The following is a 16,078-nucleotide window of genomic DNA, read 5'->3' as shown; positions in this document are numbered from 1 at the left end:
CACCACCAGCCCGCCGTGACAGCGGGCCCCTGCCCTGATTACTCCAGCGCGAAGCGCAGCACGAACAGCACGGCCACCAGCCACACCGCCGGATGCACCTCGCGCCAGCGGCCAGTGCCGGCCTTCAGCGCGGCGTAGGCGATGAAGCCGAAAGCCAGTCCATTGGCGATGGAGTAGGTGAACGGCATCGCCAGCGCGCACAGGGCCGCCGGCACCGATTCGGTGAGGTCGCTCCAGTCCACTTCCACCAGCTCGCGCAGCATCAACCCGGCAACGAACAGCAGGGCCGGTGCGGTGGCGTAGCTTGGCACCATCGAGGCCAGCGGCGAGAACAGCAGGGCGGCCAGGAACAGCGCGGCGACCACCAGGGCGGTGAGGCCGGTACGGCCGCCCACCTGCACGCCCGAGGCGCTTTCGGCGAATGCCGTGGTGCTGCTGGTGCCCAGCATGGAGCCGGCGACGATTGCCGTGCTGTCGGCCAGCAGTGCACGGCCGAAACGCTTCTGCGCACCCGGCAGCTTCAGCAGGCCGGCGCGGCCGACCACCCCGTACAGCGTGCCGGTGGCATCGAACACCTCCACCAGCACGAACACCAGCACCACCTGCAGCAGTACCGCGATGGGGGCACCGCCGTCGTGGTGCAGCAGGCCCGGCAGGTCCAGCTGCAGGAAGGTCGGCGCCAGGCTTGGCGGCAGGGACACCAGTCCCTGGTACTGCACGTCGCCCAGCGCCCAGCCGGCCCCAGTGACCGCCAGGATGCCGATCAGGATCGCACCACGGATGCGGCGCGCCTCCAGCACGGCGATCAGCAGGAAGCCGGCCAGTGCCAGCAGCGGTGGGGCGGTGTTGAGCGGGCCCAGCGCCACCAGCGTGTCCTCGTTGCCGATGATCACCCCGGACTTCTGCAGGGCGATGATGGCCAGGAACAGGCCGATGCCGGCGACGATGGCCGAGCGCAGTGACGAAGGAATGCCGGATACCAGCCAGGCACGCACGCCGGTCAGCGACAGCACCAGGAACACCAGGCCGGAGATGAACACTGCCGCCAGCGCCTGCTGCCAGGGCAGGCCGGCGGCGCCGACCACGGTGAAGGCAAAGAACGCGTTCAGGCCCATGCCCGGAGCCATGCCGACCGGGAAATTGGCTGCCAGCGCCATCACCGTGGAGCCCAGCGCGGCCGCCAGGCAGGTGGCGACAAATACCGCACCCGCATCCATGCCGGTGGTGCCGAGGATTTCGGGGTTGACGAAGACGATGTAGGACATCGTCAGGAAGGTGGTGACACCGGCCAGCAGCTCGGTGCGCACGGTGGTGCCGTGCTGCTGCAGCTGGAACAGGCGTTCGAACAGGGACATGGGGCTTCTCGTGAAGGTGTCTCCCGGCAAGCGGGCGACCCACAGAAGGAGAAAGGCCGCGCGAGCGCGGCCTTTCCTGTTGCCTTACTTCAGTGCCTTGAAGCGCAGGCGCTTCGGCGCAGCGTCATCGCCCATGCGGCGCTTCTTGTCTTCCTCGTACTCGCGGTAGTTGCCCTGGAAGAACTCCACGTGCGAGTCGCCTTCGAAAGCGATGATGTGCGTGGCGATGCGGTCCAGGAACCAGCGGTCGTGCGAGATCACGAAGGTGTTGCCCGGGAACTCCAGCAGCGCGTCTTCCAGCGCACGCAGCGTTTCGATGTCCAGGTCGTTGGACGGTTCGTCGAGCAGCAGCACGTTGCCACCCTGCAGCAGGGTCTTGGCCATGTGCAGGCGGCCACGCTCACCACCGGACAGCGAGCCGACCATCTTCTGCTGGTCCTGGCCCTTGAAGTTGAAGCGGCCGATGTAGGCGCGCGACTGGATCTCGATGCCGTTGATGTTGAGGATGTCCAGGCCACCGGCGATTTCCTGGAAGACGTTGTGGTTGCCTTCCAGCTTGTCGCGGCTCTGGTCCACGTAGGACAGCTGCACGGTCGGGCCGATCACGATCTCGCCCGAATCCGGCTTCTCCTGGCCGGTGATCATCTTGAACAGCGTCGACTTGCCGGCGCCGTTCGGGCCGATGATGCCGACGATCGCGCCCGGCGGAATCAGCATCGACAGGTTGTCGATCAGCAGGCGGTCGCCGAACTTCTTGGACACATTCTTGAACTCCATCACCATGTTGCCCAGGCGCTCGCCCGGCGGGATGAAGATTTCGTTGGTCTCGTTGCGCTTCTGGTAATCCTGCGACTGCAGCTCTTCCAGGCGGGCCAGACGGGCCTTGCCCTTGGAACGGCCGCCCTTGGCGTTCTGGCGCGACCACTCCAGTTCCTTCTGGATCGCCTTCTGGCGGGCCTTTTCCTGGTTTTCTTCCTGCTTCAGGCGCTCATCCTTCTGCACCAGCCATTCGGTGTAGTTGCCCTTCCACGGAATGCCGCGGCCGCGGTCCAGTTCCAGGATCCACTCGGCGGCGTTGTCCAGGAAGTAGCGATCGTGGGTAACGGCCACCACGGTGCCGGTGTAGCGCGCCAGGAACTGTTCCAGCCATTCCACCGACTCGGCGTCGAGGTGGTTGGTCGGTTCGTCCAGCAGCAGCATGTCCGGCTTCTGCAGCAACAGGCGGCACAGCGCGACGCGGCGCTTTTCACCGCCGGACAGGTTGGCGATCTTGGCATCCCACGGCGGCAGGCGCAGCGCATCGGCAGCCACGTCCAGCTGGTTTTCCAGGGTGTGCGCGTCGCCGGCGGCCAGGATCGCCTCCAGGCGCTCCTGTTCCTTGGCCAGCGCGTCGAAGTCGGCGCCTTCCTCGGCGTAGGCGGCGTACACCGCCTCCAGCGCAGCCTGGGCCTGCAGCACTTCGCCCACGCCTTCCTCGACCGACTCGCGCACGGTCTTGTTCGGGTCCAGTTCCGGTTCCTGCGCCAGGTAGCCGACCTTGATGCCCGGCTGCGGGCGTGCCTCGCCCTCGAAATCGGTATCCACGCCGGCCATGATCTTCAGCACGGTCGACTTGCCAGCGCCGTTCAGGCCCAGCAGGCCGATCTTCGCGCCCGGGAAGAAGGACAGCGAGATGTCCTTGATGATCTGCCGCTTGGGCGGGACCACCTTGGACACGCGGTTCATGGTGTAGATGTATTGCGAGGACATGAGGTCTCCGTAGGCGCGACCCTGCGCCCGACCGTCACGGGAGGTTTCCCGGTGCGGCAGCGGGCACAGACTTGAATGGAATACCGCCAATTATAGCCGGAACCGGTTACCCGCCGCGCCACCGGGAGCCGGCCGGGCTGGCCGCGGCCTGAATCGCCGTCACAGTCCTGAAGCGGGAAGCGTTTCCAGCCGGAAACGGTTCAGATCCGGTGCGCAATATGGGGTCACCACCACCCAAGCAGAGGTCTGACATGCGCATCAATCGAGTAATGGCCGGAGCCGTGGCCTCTGTGCGGGCGCTCGGCGCGGTTGCCCCGGCATTTGCCGACGACGACCATCGCGGCCGCGGTCACGACCGCCGCGAGTGGCGGGAGGATCGTCGCGAGTGGCGACAGGACCGTCGTGACTGGGAGCGCGACCGCCGTGAGGCCCGGCGCGATTACCGGCAGGACCGCCGCGAGTGGCACCGTGACCATGACCGCTACTACCGCCCGGCACCGCCGCCGCGTGTGGTCTACCGCCCTGCCTACGGCCCCGGCTATGGCTGGAAGGTGGGGCACCGCTACCGCGACTACTATCGCGGCCCGATCTACGTGGTGAACGACTATCCGCGCTACCACCTGCGCCGTCCGCCGCATGGCCACCACTGGATCCGCGATGACCGCGGCAACATGCTGCTGGTGGCCATCGCCACCGGCGTGATCGCCCAGTACGTGCTCAGCAGCCGCTGAGGACCCCGCAACATCACTCGGAACCATACGGGGCCGGATTCCTTCGAGGGATCCGGCCCCGTCCGTTTCGGCCCCAGCCGGCCGGTGCGGGGCTACAATCAGGGGCTGAGCCGTACACCCCCTTTCCCTGCCTGCTGGAGTACCCGATGTTCCCGCGTGACGTCCGCATCGAATCCTACGATCCCGAACTGGCCAAGGCCATCGCCGCTGAGACCCAGCGCCAGGAAGACCATGTCGAGCTGATCGCCAGCGAGAACTACACCAGCCCGGCAGTGATGGAAGCGCAGGGCAGCCAGCTGACCAACAAGTACGCCGAAGGCTATCCGGGCAAGCGCTACTACGGTGGTTGCGAGTACGTGGACATCGCCGAGCAGCTGGCGATCGACCGCCTCAAGCAGCTGTTCGGCGCCGACTATGCGAACGTGCAGCCACACAGCGGCTCGCAGGCCAACCAGGCCGTGTACTTCGCGCTGCTGCAGCCGGGCGACACCATCCTCGGCATGAGCCTGGCCCACGGCGGCCACCTCACCCATGGCGCCAAGGTGAACGCCTCGGGCAAGCTGTTCAACGCCGTGCAGTACGGCGTGAACGACCAGGGCCTGATCGACTACGACGAAGTCGAGCGCCTGGCCCTGGAGCACAAGCCGAAGATGGTCGTGGCCGGCTTCTCGGCCTACTCGCAGGTGATCGACTGGGCACGCTTCCGCGCCATCGCCGACAAGGTCGGCGCCTACCTGTTCGTCGACATGGCCCATGTCGCCGGTCTGGTCGCCGCCGGCGTCTATCCGAGCCCGCTGGACCATGCCCACGTCGTCACCTCCACCACCCACAAGACCCTGCGCGGCCCGCGCGGCGGCATCATCGTCGCCAAGGGTGCCGATGAGGACCTGGTCAAGAAGCTGCAGTCGATCGTGTTCCCGGGTATCCAGGGCGGTCCGCTGATGCACGTCATCGCCGGCAAGGCGGTGGCCTTCAAGGAAGCGCTGGAACCGGCCTTCAAGACCTATCAGCAGCAGGTGGTGAAGAACGCCCAGGCGATGGCCAGCACGCTCATCGCGCGCGGCTACAAGATCGTCTCCGGCGGCACCCAGAACCACCTGATGCTGGTGGACATGATCGGCAAGGACGTGTCCGGCAAGGACGCGGAAGCGGCACTGGGCAAGGCGCACATCACCGTCAACAAGAACTCGGTGCCGAACGACCCGCGTTCGCCGTTCGTGACCTCGGGCCTGCGCCTGGGTACGCCGGCGGTGACCACCCGTGGCTACACCGAGCAGGACTGCGTGGATCTGGCCAACTGGATCGCCGATGTCCTCGATGCGCCGAACGATGACGCCGTGATCGCCCGCGTGCGCGATGCCGTCAGCGCGCAGTGCCGCAAGTACCCGGTCTACGGTTGATCGGCTGATGGGGTCGGATCCCGTCCCGCAGGGGAAGGGCTCCGACCCCGGCCCAGGGAGAGCAACGCACATGGATGAGCGTATGGATGAACGTCTGCACAAGCGCCTGCACCTCGTGCAGGCCCTGCTGTTCGGGCTGCCAGGCGTGCTGCTGGGAGGCACCGTGGCCCTGGTGGGCGTGTACTCCGGCCTGACGCAGGAAACCCGCCTGCCGAGCCGACTGTTGCTGGTGTGCTGGGGCAGCGCCGGGGCGCTGGGCATTGTTGCCTGGTTGTACATCGGCGCCGGTTTCCTGCTGCAGGGCCGGTCTGGCCTGCAGGCAGTGGGCCGGGTGTGGTGGGCGTTGCTGGCGCTGGGCGCGTTGGCTGCGGTGCCCGCCGTCGTGCTGGGGCTGGTGGTCGGCATGACCGAGCGCATGGAGGGCTTCAGCCTGTTGCTGTTCGGCCCGCCGCTGCTGCTGCCGGCGGCGCATCTGGCCTGGCTGCGCTGGCGGCCTGCTCACCTCCCGGGCGCCTGACTTTTCAGGCAGGTCGCATGGTGGTGCAGGGATCGCCTGTCCAGCCTCACGCATCAGGGTGTTTCCGAGTATTGGGGTGCATCTGGGACGGCTGCAGGGTTGCCCTTGACGAGGGGCCGTACAGCACATGGAATTTGCCGGAAAGCCCCTTCTCAGGTACCTTTGCGACGCTGCCATGACCGTGGCATGTAGGTTGTCCCCTGAGCCAGGCGTTCAATGTATTGCCCCTTCTGCCAACATGCCGATACCCGGGTCATCGACTCGCGCGTCTCTGAAGACGGCGCGACGATCCGCCGTCGGCGTGAGTGCGAGGCCTGCAACGAGCGCTTCAGCACCCTGGAAACCGTCGAACTGAAGCTGCCGGCCATCGTCAAGAGCGATGGCACCCGCGAGGCCTTCGACCAGCGCAAGGTACGCGCCGGCTTTGATCGCGCGCTGCAGAAGCGTGCCGTGCCGGAAGACAAGATTGAAGCGGCGGTGCGTGCGGTGGTCCATCAGTTGCGCCTCAGTGGCGAGCGTGAAGTGCCTTCGATCAAGGTGGGCGAGTTCGTGATGAACGAGCTGCGCAAGCTCGATCACGTGGGGTACGTGCGATTCGCTTCGGTCTACCGCAGCTTCGAGGATGTGGCCGATTTCCGCGAGGAAATCGAAAAACTCGAACGCGAGCTGCCGGCCAGCACCGAACAGCTGCAGCTGTTGGGCGATGTGATCGCCCTGGCCAAGAAGAAGAAGGGCTGACCGCCTCTGCGGTGGCCTGTGCCAACCTCGGTTGGCACTGATGGCGCATCCACGGGTGGGTGCCAACCTTGGTTGGCACCGATAGCTGCATTCACTGGTGGGTGCCAACCTTGGTTGGCATCGATGGCATGGATCAACACCGGCAGCGTTACCATGGCCAGATGACCACCCCATTCTCCGTACTCGACCATCTGCACATGGCCAGCGCGCTGCGTCTGGCCGAGCGCGCCGCCTACACCACCCGCCCCAATCCGATGGTCGGCTGCGTGATCGCCCATGGTGAACGTGTGGTCGGGCAGGGCTGGCACCAGCGTGCCGGTGGCCCGCATGCCGAAGTGTTCGCGTTGCGCGAGGCCGGTGGTGAGGCGCGCGGTGCCACTGCCTACGTCACCCTTGAGCCCTGCGCGCATTACGGGCGCACACCACCGTGCGCGCTGGCACTGATCGAGGCCGGTGTATCGCGTGTGGTCGCTGCGCTGCGTGATCCCTTCCCGCAGGTCGATGGCGGCGGATTCGACCTGCTGCGCGGCGCCGGCATCGAGGTCGCCGAAGGGCTGATGGCGGCGCAGGCACGCGAGCTCAACAAGGGCTTTCTGTCACGCGTGGAGCGCAATCGCCCGTGGCTGCGGGTGAAGCTGGCCGCCAGCCTGGACGGGCGTACGGCGATGGCCGACGGCACGTCCAAATGGATCACCGGAGCAGCGGCGCGCGAAGACGTGCAGCACTGGCGTGCACGCGCCGGCGCGATCCTGACCGGTGCCGATACCGTGCTGGCCGACGATCCGATGCTGACCGTGCGCCTGGCCGATGCCGAGGTGATGCCGCCACTGCGCGTCGTGCTCGATTCGCGCCTGCGTTCGCTGGAATGCAGCCGCGTGCGCGAGGGTGGGGCACCCACGTTGTACCTGCACGATGCGGCGGTCAGCGCACCGGATGCCGCCGATGCCGAGTTCGCCTGCGTGCCCAGTGCCGACGGCCGTCTCGATCTTGGCGCGATGCTGACCCTGCTGGCCGGGCGCGGCATCAACGAAGTGCATACCGAAGCCGGCGCTACGCTGGCCGGTGCGCTGCTGCGCGGCGGCTGGGTGGATGAGCTGCTGCTGTACCAGGCGCCCACCCTGCTGGGTGACCGGGCCCGCCCGCTGCTGGCCGGGCTGGGCATCGAAGCGATGCAGCAGCAACGCCGGCTGCGCGTGGTCGAGCAATGCCAGGTGGGTGAGGACCTGCGCCTGCTGCTGCGGCCGTAGCATTGGCAGGCGGCGGACGAGACGGACGCGCGGTAGCCGGGGTGGTCAGTCGTGGAGCAGGATTGGGGGAACATCCCCCGCGATACGCATGTCCCATGCCTCGAACGGCAGCAATGTCAGCAGAATGGCCTGGTACAGCTGGTCTGAACGTGCCTCATGCACGTCGCCATGGCGATAGGAGGACCACCCCACCACATGGGTGCGATGCAATGCCGCCGGCGCACTGCGAAGGTGGACGGCGTAGGCGCTGAAGAACACATCGCTGTGCTGCGCCTGCCCGCCGGGCCCGGCCTGGCGCAATGCCCGGTAAAGCGCGAACGTGGGCGCCGGGTCGGGCAACGCGCAGGCGAGCGTGAATCGACCAATCTCGGGACTGCCCAGCGGCAGGAACGCCTCGGCGCAGGTGGCCGTCGACAGTCGCGCCAGCAGTGCATCGGTGACATCCTGCATCACCGACGCCGAGGTGCTGCTGCCGCAGCCAGGTGGGCAGATCATCGAGGCTGCGCTGCCAATCGATTCCGTTGCGAGGAACAGCGGCAGCGTCCCACAGGGCCAGCTGGTCGCGCGCAGCCGGATCGTGCTGAAGAACAACACGCGCCTGCAGCGTGTACTCCTGTTCCGGCGTGTGTGGCGCGGCAATGCACACGCCGGTGAACAGACAGGACAGAGCGGCGAGCAGGCGCATGTCAGGGGCCGGGAAGGTGCTGCAGGATCGGCCCCGGCATCCTGTGAAGCAATGCAACAAGTTGCAAACGGGGTCATGCAGCGCATGTCCCCGCTGCGATGCCATCATCACGCGATCAGGTGCATTCGAGTGTCGCCGGGCATGGCCCGGCGCTACCACTTAGCGGCTCAGGTGCATTCGTCGGTCCACATCATCTCGGCCAGCGGGCGCAGTGCCTTGCACTCCTGCGTCATCTCCTCGGCCGACTGCACCTGCGCTTTGGCCTTCAGCTCTTCGGCCATCGCGTCCACGCCGCTGATCTGGTTGGGCGCGATCTTCGCCACGCAGCTGCGGTGCTGCTGCAGCAGCAGGTCGCAGCCGGGTATGCCGGTCACTTTCGGCGCGTTGGCCGCCTGCGCGTCCTGCATCCAGTCCTCGAACGGAGCCAGCGCACCGGCCACGGTGCCCACCAGATCATCGAAGTTGCCGCTGTACCAGTAGCCGTTGTCCTTGGCCGGGTAGAGGGTGAAGGTGCCGCTGACCGGCACGCGTGCACCACTCTGCAGCGCCTGGGTGTAGGCGTCGGTGAACTGCTTGCGCGAGGCCGGGCTGGCATGGTCGGCCAGGCTGGCGGCGAACAGCGGGCGGACCTTGCCCAGGTCGGGCACCTGGCAGGTGTAGGTGATCCGCGCCAGCTTCTGGTCTTCAACGTATTCGTTGTCTTCGATCACGCTCTGGGTTGCGCGGCACTTCGAATCACGCAGCGCCTTGGCGTACAGCGCTTCGGTGGCCGCAGCGTCGATCGAAGCGCCGGTGCTGGCCAGTACCGTCTGCCAGGGTTCGGCCAATGCCTTGGCCAGCGCGCCCGGGTTTGGGGTCACGGCGTCCTGGCCCTCGAACGCCGGCTTCAGCGCGTCGTTGAGCGTGCGCGTGGCGGTCGCGTCGTCTTCCAGCAGTACGCGGGAATAGAGATCGAACGTCTGTTCGGGGCTCAGCTGCGTCGAGGCGGCGCTGGCGAACAGGGGAGCGCACAACAGTGCAGTGGCCAGCAGGGAACGCAGGGGGGTCTTCATGACAGTGATTCCGGGTCCAGAGGCGGGCAAGCCTAGCGCATCTGCCCACGCTTTCGATGGTGCGATGCAGCCAGGTAACGGTGTGCAGCGGAAAAAAAACGGGCCCCTTGCGGGGCCCGTTCGATCGCACGACGAGGATCGGGCAATCAGAAGCTGGCGCGGACGCCGGCCGAGAACTGGGTGACATCGCGCTGGCCGGAGACTTCTCCCACCAGGCCCCAGGTCGGGGTGAAATTGATCTGGCCACCGACGGTGCCGACCCAGGTGCCCTTGAAGTCGTTGCCGCCATCCATGTAGCCGGCCTTGGCCCACGCTTCGGTCTTCGGGGAAGGCTTGCCACGCACGCCCATGGTGGCGCGGGCCAGGTTGGTGTGATCCTTCAGGTGTTCGCGGCCGAACAGATCCGATTTCACGGTCAGCTCGGCGTTCTGGCGCACCCAGGCGATGTCGGCGGTGTAGTCCAGGCGGTCCGTCCACGGCATGTGGTAGCCGATGCCCAGCTCAGGCTGGTCCAGTTCGAACTTGGCCGACGCACCGGTGAAGTGGTAGCTCTTGCTGGTACGCGACCAGCTGCCGAACACGTGCACCTGCTCGGCCAGCGCGAACGAACCGCGCACGTAGCCGCCGTCAAGCTTCGGGTCGTTGAAATCGCTGTCGTCGGTCTTGACCTGGGTCCAGCCACCTTCGACGTAGGTGTAGCTCAGCCCTTCGGCGGCCGAGGCCAGCGGAGCGACGGCCAGCAGGCTGGCGATGATCAGGAGCTTGCGCATGGGAATTCCTGTGAATTGCAGTCCATTGGCGGGCGCGCCGGAGGCGCCGCCCGTGGCGACCTCATGTCGTCCGCGGCGAATTTTAATGAAAGTTTTACAAAATGCGAGAGACAGCCGTCACAGGCTGGGCAGGCTTGGGGTCAGATCCGTTTCCCGCCGGGAAACGGCTTCGGCCCCGGGTGTCCCACCCCGTTCAGCCCGGGCTGGTACACTGGCCACGCCGGTTCGCCGGTATACAAACGTCTTCAGGGCGGGGTGCAACTCCCCACCGGCGGTAGGTGCGCAAGCACGAGCCCGCGAGCGCCCCGGCCCACGGCCGGGGGTCAGCAGATCCGGTTCAAGGCCGGAGCCGACGGTCATAGTCCGGATGAAAGAAGACGGTGCCACAGGGCTCATGCCCTGCGCGTGCCTGTTTGCCTTGCGGCGTTTTTCGCTCACATCCTGCGGAGAACGTTACTTGTTTACTGGAATCATCGAAGGCGTCGGCCGTCTGGCCGCACGCGAGTCCATCGGCGGCGATGTCCGCTTCACCTTCAATGTCGGCAACCTGCCGTTCGATCACGTGCAGATGGGCGAAAGCATCGCCATCAACGGTGTCTGCCTGACGGTCATCGCATTCGACGCCAACAGCTTCCAGGCCGATGCCTCCACCGAGACGCTGGGCCTGACCACGCTGGGCCAACTCGAGCAGGGCGCGGTCATCAACCTCGAGCGTGCCATGCGCCCGACCGATCGTCTGGGTGGGCATCTGGTCAGCGGCCACGTTGATGGCCTGGGCCAGGTGCTGTCCATCCACGATGACGCGCGCGCCCAGCGCTGGCGCTTCGCCGCGCCGGCCTCGCTGCTGCGCTACATCGCCAAGAAAGGCTCGATCTGCGTGGACGGCGTCAGCCTCACCGTCAACGAAGTGGACGAGGAAGGCTTCGAGGTCGCGCTGATCCCGCATACCGTGGCCAACACCGCCTTCTCCGCCTCCGGCGTGGGCAGTGCGGTGAACCTGGAAATCGACCTGGTCGCCCGTTATGTCGAACGTCTTGTTGGCGGGCACCTGCAGGGAGGCGCAGCATGAACTTCGCGCCGATCCCCGAGATCCTGGAAGACATCCGCCAGGGCCGCATGGTCGTCATCGTCGATGACGAGGACCGCGAGAACGAAGGCGACCTGATCATGGCTGCCGAGCTGGTCAAGGCCAGCGACATCAACTTCATGGTCACCCACGGCCGTGGCCTGGTGTGCCTGCCGTTGACCCGCACCCGCGCCGCCGACCTGGGCCTGGCGCCGATGGTGCAGGCCAACACCGCGCAGTTCCAGACCAATTTCACCGTCAGCATCGAAGCGGCCGAGGGCGTGACCACCGGCATCTCCGCCCATGACCGCGCGCATACCATCCGCACCGCGGTGAAGCCCAACGCGCGGCCGTCGGACCTGCACCAGCCCGGCCACATCTTCCCGCTGATCGCCCAGCCGGGCGGCGTGCTGACCCGCGCCGGCCACACCGAAGCGGGCGTGGACCTGGCCATGCTGGCCGGGCTGGAACCGGCCGGCGTGCTGGTGGAGATCCTCAACCCGGACGGCAGCATGGCGCGTCGCCCGGAGCTGGAAGTGTTCGCCCGCGAGCACGGCCTGAAGATGGGCTCCATCGCCGACCTGATCGCCTACCGCCTGGCCACCGAGAAGACTGTCGAACGCGTCGATGAGCGCGACATCGATACCGAGTTTGGCCCGTTCAGGCTGGTGACCTACCGCGACCGCATCGCCCACGACCTGCACTTCGCCCTGGTCCGCGGCACTCCCGACGCTGGCACGCCTACCCTGGTGCGCGTGCAGGTGGAGAATCCGCTGGCCGACCTGCTGCACTGGCGTCGTGACGATTTCGGCGTGGCCGCCACCGACGCGCTGCGTGCGATCGCCGCCGAAGGTGCCGGCGTGATGGTGGTGCTGTCGGCGCCGCGCGATGGCGAGGCGCTGCTCGCCCGCCTGCGCCAGCAGCCCGCACCGGTGGTGCCGGGCAAGGACAAGGATGTGGGCCAGTGGCGCCGCAATGGCGCCGGTGCGCAGATCCTGTCCGATCTGGGGCTGGGCAAGCTGCGCGTGCTGGGCACGCCGCGCCGGCAGATCGGCCTGGCCGGCTATGGCCTGGAAGTGGTGGAGACGGTGGCCCTGTAACGGTCGCCCCGTGGGGTCGGAGGCCGCGGTGCGGGATCCGACCCCGGTAGCGCCGGGCCATGCCGGGCGGATGCCAGGCCCCCGCCAACCACGGCCGGGGCCCATCCACGCTAGAATTACCCCTTATCGAGTCCCCCAAGCCGCATATGAGCCACTACGAAGGCGATCTTCGCACTCCCGAGTCGGCGCGCTTTGCCATCCTGGCCAGCCGCTGGAACGCCCGCATCACCGATACGCTGGTGGCCGGCGCACGCCAGAGCCTGGCCGGCAACGGCATCACCGAAGCCAACATCGACGTGATCCGGGTGCCGGGCGCCTGGGAACTGCCGCTGGTCGCCGCACGCCTGGCCGCCGCCCATGAACACGCCGCCATCCTCACCCTCGGCTGTGTGATCCGCGGCGACACCCGTCATTACGAACACGTGGCCGACCGCTGCGCCGAAGGCCTGATGCGCGTGCAGCTGGATTTCGGCGTGCCGGTACTGAACGGCGTGCTGGCGGTGGAACGCGTGGAAGATGCCGAGGCCCGCGCCGGCGGCAGCCACGGCAACAAGGGCGAGGAAGTCGCACTCGCCGCATTGGAAATGGTCAATCTTCTGGAGCAGCTGCCATGAACAAGAACACCCAGGGCAAGCCCTCCGGTAAACCCGTCCGCCGCGATGGCATTGATCCGGTGCTGCGCTCGCGCGCGCGCCGTCGTGCCGTGCAGGCCGTCTACGCGTGGCAGATCTCCGGCGGCAACGCACAGTCGCTGATCGCCCAGTTCGCGCATGAGCAGGCCCGCGAGATCGCCGATCTGGCGTACTTCGAGGCGCTGATGCACGGCGTGCTCGACAACCGCACCGACATCGACGAAGCGCTGGCCCCGTATCTGGACCGTGGCATCGAGGAAGTCGATGCCATCGAACGCGCGGTGCTGCGCCTGGCCGCGTACGAGCTGCGCTACCGCCTGGACGTGCCGTACCGCGTGGTGATCAACGAGGCCATCGAATCGGCCAAGCGCTTCGGCTCCGAACACGGCCACACCTACGTCAACGGTGTGCTGGACCGCGCCGCCGTGGAATGGCGCAAGGTCGAATCGGGCCACTGACCCGATCGCTGTAGAGCCGTGCCCTGCCTGGCTTGCCGCGCAGGGCAGGGCTGCGTCCGGTAGTGTGGCGCGTGATCGAACTGCAGCCGCGCATGGCCCGGCTGCTACATAAGAGCAGAACGCCCCATGTCCCTGGCCGAATTCGCCCTCATCGACCGTATCCGCGCCCGCACCGCCGAGCGCGATGACGTGCTGCTCGGCATCGGTGACGATGCCGCGCTGCTGCAGCCCCGCGCGAACGAACAGCTGGTGGTGACCACCGATACACTCAACAGTGGCGTGCACTTCCCGGCGGAGACGCCGGCCTTCGATATCGGCTGGAAGACGCTGGCGGTCAATCTATCCGATCTCGCGTCGATGGGCGCGCGACCGGCCTGGTGCACCTTGGCGCTGTCATTGCCGGAAACGTCCGAAGACTGGATCGAGGCATTCGCCGATGGCTTCTTCGCATTGGCCGACCAGCATGACGTCGCGCTGATCGGGGGTGACACCACGCGCGGACCGCTGTCGTTGTCTGTCACCGCAATGGGCCAGGTGGGCCGTGGTCAGGCCCTGCGCCGCGACCGTGCACAGGCCGGCGATGACATCTGGGTCAGTGGCACGCTGGGGGATGCGGCAGGTGCGCTGCGCCTGTGGCAACAGGGGGCGCTGAACGTGGCCACGGCCACGTTGCTGGCCGATTACGAACGCCTGCGCCTGCGCCTGCTGCGGCCGACGCCGCGTGTCACCCTCGGCCTGCGCCTGCGTGCCTTCGCGCATGCGGCAGTGGATGTGTCCGACGGACTGCTGGCCGATCTGGGCCACATCGCCCGCCGCAGTGACGTGGCAGCGCACGTCGATACCGATGCGTTGCCGATCTCGCACGCGCTGCGTGAGCTGCTCGGCCGCGATGGCGCGCGCGACTGCGCGTTGCGGGGCGGAGACGACTACGAGCTGTGCTTCACTGCGGCCGCCGATCAGCGCGACGCACTGCATTACCTCGCCGAATCGCTGGACCTGCCGCTCACCCGCATTGGCCGCATCGCCGAAGGGCAGGGCGTGCACGTGGATGGCGAAGTGGCCGACGGTGGTTATCAGCACTTCGCCTGACGAATGAGAACGCCGGGCATGGCCCGGCGCTACCGTCCTGACACGGACGGCGTTCATGCACAGGGCGGCGCCTCATGCAGGCGGCAGCACCTTGCCCGGGTTGAGGATGCCATCCGGGTCCAGCGTGGCCTTGATCGCGCGCATGGTCGCCAGCGTGGCGGGAGTGAACGCCTGCGCCATGAAATCGCGCTTGGCCAGGCCAATGCCATGTTCACCGGACAGTGTGCCGCCCAGCGCCAGCGTCAGCGCGAAGATCTTCGGCAGCGCCGCATGCGCTCGCGCGCTCTCATCGGCATCGTCCGGGTGGTACAGGATGTTGACGTGCAGGTTGCCGTTGCCGGCATGGCCGAAGGTGACGATGGTCAGGCTGTACTCGCCTGCCAGCGCCTGTACCCCGGCAACCAGGTCGGGAATGCGCGATACCGGCACCACCACGTCTTCGTTGATCTTGCCGGGTGCAACGCTGCGCAGCGCGGGCGACAGTGCCTTGCGCGCCGCCCACAGCTGGTCGCGTGCGCGGCCCTCCATCGCTACGTCCAGTTCCATCATGCCGTCGCCTTCGGCAGCGCTGGCCAGCGCCTGCAGCAGGTAGGGCAGGGTGTCGTGGTCGCCATCGGCCTCGACCAGCAGCATCGCGCCGGCCTCCGGTACGTCGGCGCCATTGAGGCGCAGCAGTTCCAGGCTGCGCGCGTCCATGAACTCCAGGCGGGTGGGTACCACTGGCTGCGACATCAGCCGCGATACCGCGGCGGCGGCGGCATAGGCATCGCGGTACAGCACGCGCAGTCCGGCCTGCGCGACCGGCAGCGGCGTCAGCTTCAAGGTAGCTTCCACGATCAGCGCCAGGGTGCCCTCGCTACCCACCAGCAGGTGGGTCAGGTCGTAGCCGGTTGCATCCTTGGTATAGGCACCACCGCAGCGGATCACCTCGCCGGTGCCGGTGACCGCGACCAGCCCCAGTACGTTGTCGCGGCTGGTGCCGTACTTCACCGCGCGTGGGCCACCGGCATTGCAGGCGAGGTTGCCGCCGACGCTGCAGATCTCCGCGCTGGACGGATCCGGCGCCCAGAACAGCCCATGCGGTGTCAGCGCCTGCTGCAGGGCGCCGTTGAGCACGCCAGGCTGCACCACCGCGCAACGATCACCGGCACGGATCTCGACGATGCGATCCATGCGGGTGAACGACAGCACGATGCTGCCCGGCAGGGGCACCGCCGCCCCGGTGGTACCGGTGCCCGCGCCACGCGCGACCAGGGCCACGCCGTGCACACGGCAGGCGCGGACCAGCGCCTGCACCTGTTCGGTGTCGGCCGGCAGCGCGACGGCGGCGGGGCGTTGCCGGCGCCATGAGTTGTCCTGCGCATTCGCCTCCAGCGTGGTGTCATCCATGCGCCAGCCCTCCGTGCCCAGCAGGGCGGACAGTTCGGCAACCAGGGCAGCGGGCAGGGCAGGGCTCATGTTGGATCTCGTGGAACAACCGGTACGGAGT

General features: G+C 67.3%; 16 protein-coding genes and 1 riboswitch. Of the genes, 10 read left to right on the top strand and 6 right to left on the bottom strand.

Annotated elements, in window-relative coordinates; all coding sequences use genetic code 11:
• Positions 1-38: 38 nt before the first annotated feature.
• A complete protein-coding gene (locus tag ACX9OW_RS17780; protein ID WP_053518892.1) occupies positions 39-1,355 on the bottom strand; it encodes an NCS2 family permease in 1,317 nt (438 codons plus the stop codon).
• Positions 1,356-1,439: 84 nt separating this feature from the next.
• On the bottom strand, positions 1,440-3,104 hold the full coding sequence (ettA, locus tag ACX9OW_RS17775; RefSeq protein ID WP_005415249.1) for an energy-dependent translational throttle protein EttA: 1,665 nt from the start codon (positions 3,102-3,104) through the stop codon (positions 1,440-1,442).
• Between the two features lie 251 nt (positions 3,105-3,355).
• On the opposite strand from ettA, the gene ACX9OW_RS17770 reads away from it, so the two are divergent.
• The 5 genes from ACX9OW_RS17770 (at position 3,356) to ribD (ending at position 7,737) form a co-directional block, all read left to right on the top strand.
• Complete coding sequence (locus ACX9OW_RS17770) at positions 3,356-3,835, top strand: RcnB family protein (RefSeq protein ID WP_459062633.1); 480 nt, start codon at positions 3,356-3,358, stop codon at positions 3,833-3,835.
• 146 nt (positions 3,836-3,981) lie between these two features.
• Positions 3,982-5,235 carry a serine hydroxymethyltransferase gene (gene glyA, locus ACX9OW_RS17765; protein WP_065175825.1) on the top strand — a complete coding sequence of 418 codons (1,254 nt, stop codon included), beginning with the start codon at positions 3,982-3,984 and terminating at the stop codon, positions 5,233-5,235.
• A gap of 82 nt (positions 5,236-5,317) precedes the next feature.
• A complete protein-coding gene (locus tag ACX9OW_RS17760) occupies positions 5,318-5,752 on the top strand; it encodes a hypothetical protein (protein WP_180876964.1) in 435 nt (144 codons plus the stop codon).
• A gap of 216 nt (positions 5,753-5,968) precedes the next feature.
• Positions 5,969-6,490: a transcriptional regulator NrdR gene (gene nrdR, locus ACX9OW_RS17755; RefSeq protein ID WP_053518899.1), complete on the top strand. Its 522-nt coding sequence runs from the start codon at positions 5,969-5,971 to the stop codon at positions 6,488-6,490.
• 161 nt (positions 6,491-6,651) lie between these two features.
• Positions 6,652-7,737, top strand: coding sequence for a bifunctional diaminohydroxyphosphoribosylaminopyrimidine deaminase/5-amino-6-(5-phosphoribosylamino)uracil reductase RibD (ribD, locus tag ACX9OW_RS17750; RefSeq protein ID WP_065182811.1), 1,086 nt, complete (start codon positions 6,652-6,654; stop codon positions 7,735-7,737).
• Positions 7,738-7,782: 45 nt separating this feature from the next.
• On the opposite strand, the gene ACX9OW_RS17745 is transcribed toward ribD, so the two are convergent.
• The 3 genes from ACX9OW_RS17745 to ACX9OW_RS17735 all read right to left on the bottom strand — a co-directional run bounded on the left by ACX9OW_RS17745 (position 7,783) and on the right by ACX9OW_RS17735 (position 10,244).
• Entirely contained in the window at positions 7,783-8,331 is a 549-nt protein-coding gene (locus ACX9OW_RS17745) for a hypothetical protein (RefSeq protein WP_459062632.1), read from the bottom strand.
• Between the two features lie 258 nt (positions 8,332-8,589).
• Positions 8,590-9,474 carry a hypothetical protein gene (locus tag ACX9OW_RS17740; protein WP_459062631.1) on the bottom strand — a complete coding sequence of 295 codons (885 nt, stop codon included), beginning with the start codon at positions 9,472-9,474 and terminating at the stop codon, positions 8,590-8,592.
• Positions 9,475-9,620: 146 nt separating this feature from the next.
• Positions 9,621-10,244, bottom strand: a complete 624-nt coding sequence (locus tag ACX9OW_RS17735) for a hypothetical protein (RefSeq protein ID WP_053518907.1) — start codon at positions 10,242-10,244, stop codon at positions 9,621-9,623.
• Between the two features lie 237 nt (positions 10,245-10,481).
• Positions 10,482-10,627: riboswitch (FMN riboswitch) on the top strand.
• 74 nt (positions 10,628-10,701) lie between these two features.
• Between ACX9OW_RS17735 and ACX9OW_RS17730 the strand changes: the two genes are divergently transcribed.
• From ACX9OW_RS17730 to thiL, 5 genes are all read left to right on the top strand, one after another.
• Positions 10,702-11,313 (top strand): riboflavin synthase, encoded by a 612-nt coding sequence (locus ACX9OW_RS17730; RefSeq protein WP_111186317.1) that lies wholly within the window; start codon positions 10,702-10,704, stop codon positions 11,311-11,313.
• Positions 11,310-12,410, top strand: coding sequence for a 3,4-dihydroxy-2-butanone-4-phosphate synthase (gene ribB, locus ACX9OW_RS17725; protein WP_053516472.1), 1,101 nt, complete (start codon positions 11,310-11,312; stop codon positions 12,408-12,410). Before ACX9OW_RS17730 ends, ribB begins: the two co-directional genes overlap by 4 nt.
• Before the next feature lie 146 nt (positions 12,411-12,556).
• Positions 12,557-13,024 (top strand): 6,7-dimethyl-8-ribityllumazine synthase, encoded by a 468-nt coding sequence (gene ribH / locus ACX9OW_RS17720; RefSeq protein WP_010481977.1) that lies wholly within the window; start codon positions 12,557-12,559, stop codon positions 13,022-13,024.
• Entirely contained in the window at positions 13,021-13,500 is a 480-nt protein-coding gene (gene nusB, locus ACX9OW_RS17715) for a transcription antitermination factor NusB (RefSeq protein ID WP_128989124.1), read from the top strand. Before ribH ends, nusB begins: the two co-directional genes overlap by 4 nt.
• A 126-nt stretch (positions 13,501-13,626) precedes the next feature.
• A complete protein-coding gene (gene thiL / locus ACX9OW_RS17710) occupies positions 13,627-14,589 on the top strand; it encodes a thiamine-phosphate kinase (protein ID WP_459062630.1) in 963 nt (320 codons plus the stop codon).
• Positions 14,590-14,661: 72 nt separating this feature from the next.
• On the opposite strand, the gene ACX9OW_RS17705 is transcribed toward thiL, so the two are convergent.
• Positions 14,662-16,047: an FAD-binding oxidoreductase gene (locus tag ACX9OW_RS17705; protein ID WP_459062629.1), complete on the bottom strand. Its 1,386-nt coding sequence runs from the start codon at positions 16,045-16,047 to the stop codon at positions 14,662-14,664.
• Positions 16,048-16,078 lie beyond the last annotated feature (31 nt).

It is taken from the genome of Stenotrophomonas genospecies 5, assembly GCF_054473825.1.
Note: the sequence above shows the minus strand (reverse complement) of the source record. Positions and strands in the feature narration are given on the sequence as shown.

Bases quoted from the DNA above. Each gene is read 5' to 3' on its own strand.
- ACX9OW_RS17780 (WP_053518892.1), bottom strand. From the start codon at position 1,355: ATGTCCCTGTTCGAACGCCTGTTCCAGCTGCAGCAGCACGGCACCACC.
- ettA (WP_005415249.1), bottom strand. From the start codon at position 3,104: ATGTCCTCGCAATACATCTACACCATGAACCGCGTGTCCAAGGTGGTC.
- ACX9OW_RS17770 (WP_459062633.1), top strand. From the start codon at position 3,356: ATGCGCATCAATCGAGTAATGGCCGGAGCCGTGGCCTCTGTGCGGGCG.
- glyA (WP_065175825.1), top strand. From the start codon at position 3,982: ATGTTCCCGCGTGACGTCCGCATCGAATCCTACGATCCCGAACTGGCC.
- ACX9OW_RS17760 (WP_180876964.1), top strand. From the start codon at position 5,318: ATGGATGAACGTCTGCACAAGCGCCTGCACCTCGTGCAGGCCCTGCTG.
- nrdR (WP_053518899.1), top strand. From the start codon at position 5,969: ATGTATTGCCCCTTCTGCCAACATGCCGATACCCGGGTCATCGACTCG.
- ribD (WP_065182811.1), top strand. From the start codon at position 6,652: ATGACCACCCCATTCTCCGTACTCGACCATCTGCACATGGCCAGCGCG.
- ACX9OW_RS17740 (WP_459062631.1), bottom strand. From the start codon at position 9,474: ATGAAGACCCCCCTGCGTTCCCTGCTGGCCACTGCACTGTTGTGCGCT.
- ACX9OW_RS17735 (WP_053518907.1), bottom strand. From the start codon at position 10,244: ATGCGCAAGCTCCTGATCATCGCCAGCCTGCTGGCCGTCGCTCCGCTG.
- ribB (WP_053516472.1), top strand. From the start codon at position 11,310: ATGAACTTCGCGCCGATCCCCGAGATCCTGGAAGACATCCGCCAGGGC.
- ribH (WP_010481977.1), top strand. From the start codon at position 12,557: ATGAGCCACTACGAAGGCGATCTTCGCACTCCCGAGTCGGCGCGCTTT.
- nusB (WP_128989124.1), top strand. From the start codon at position 13,021: ATGAACAAGAACACCCAGGGCAAGCCCTCCGGTAAACCCGTCCGCCGC.
- thiL (WP_459062630.1), top strand. From the start codon at position 13,627: ATGTCCCTGGCCGAATTCGCCCTCATCGACCGTATCCGCGCCCGCACC.
- ACX9OW_RS17705 (WP_459062629.1), bottom strand. From the start codon at position 16,047: ATGAGCCCTGCCCTGCCCGCTGCCCTGGTTGCCGAACTGTCCGCCCTG.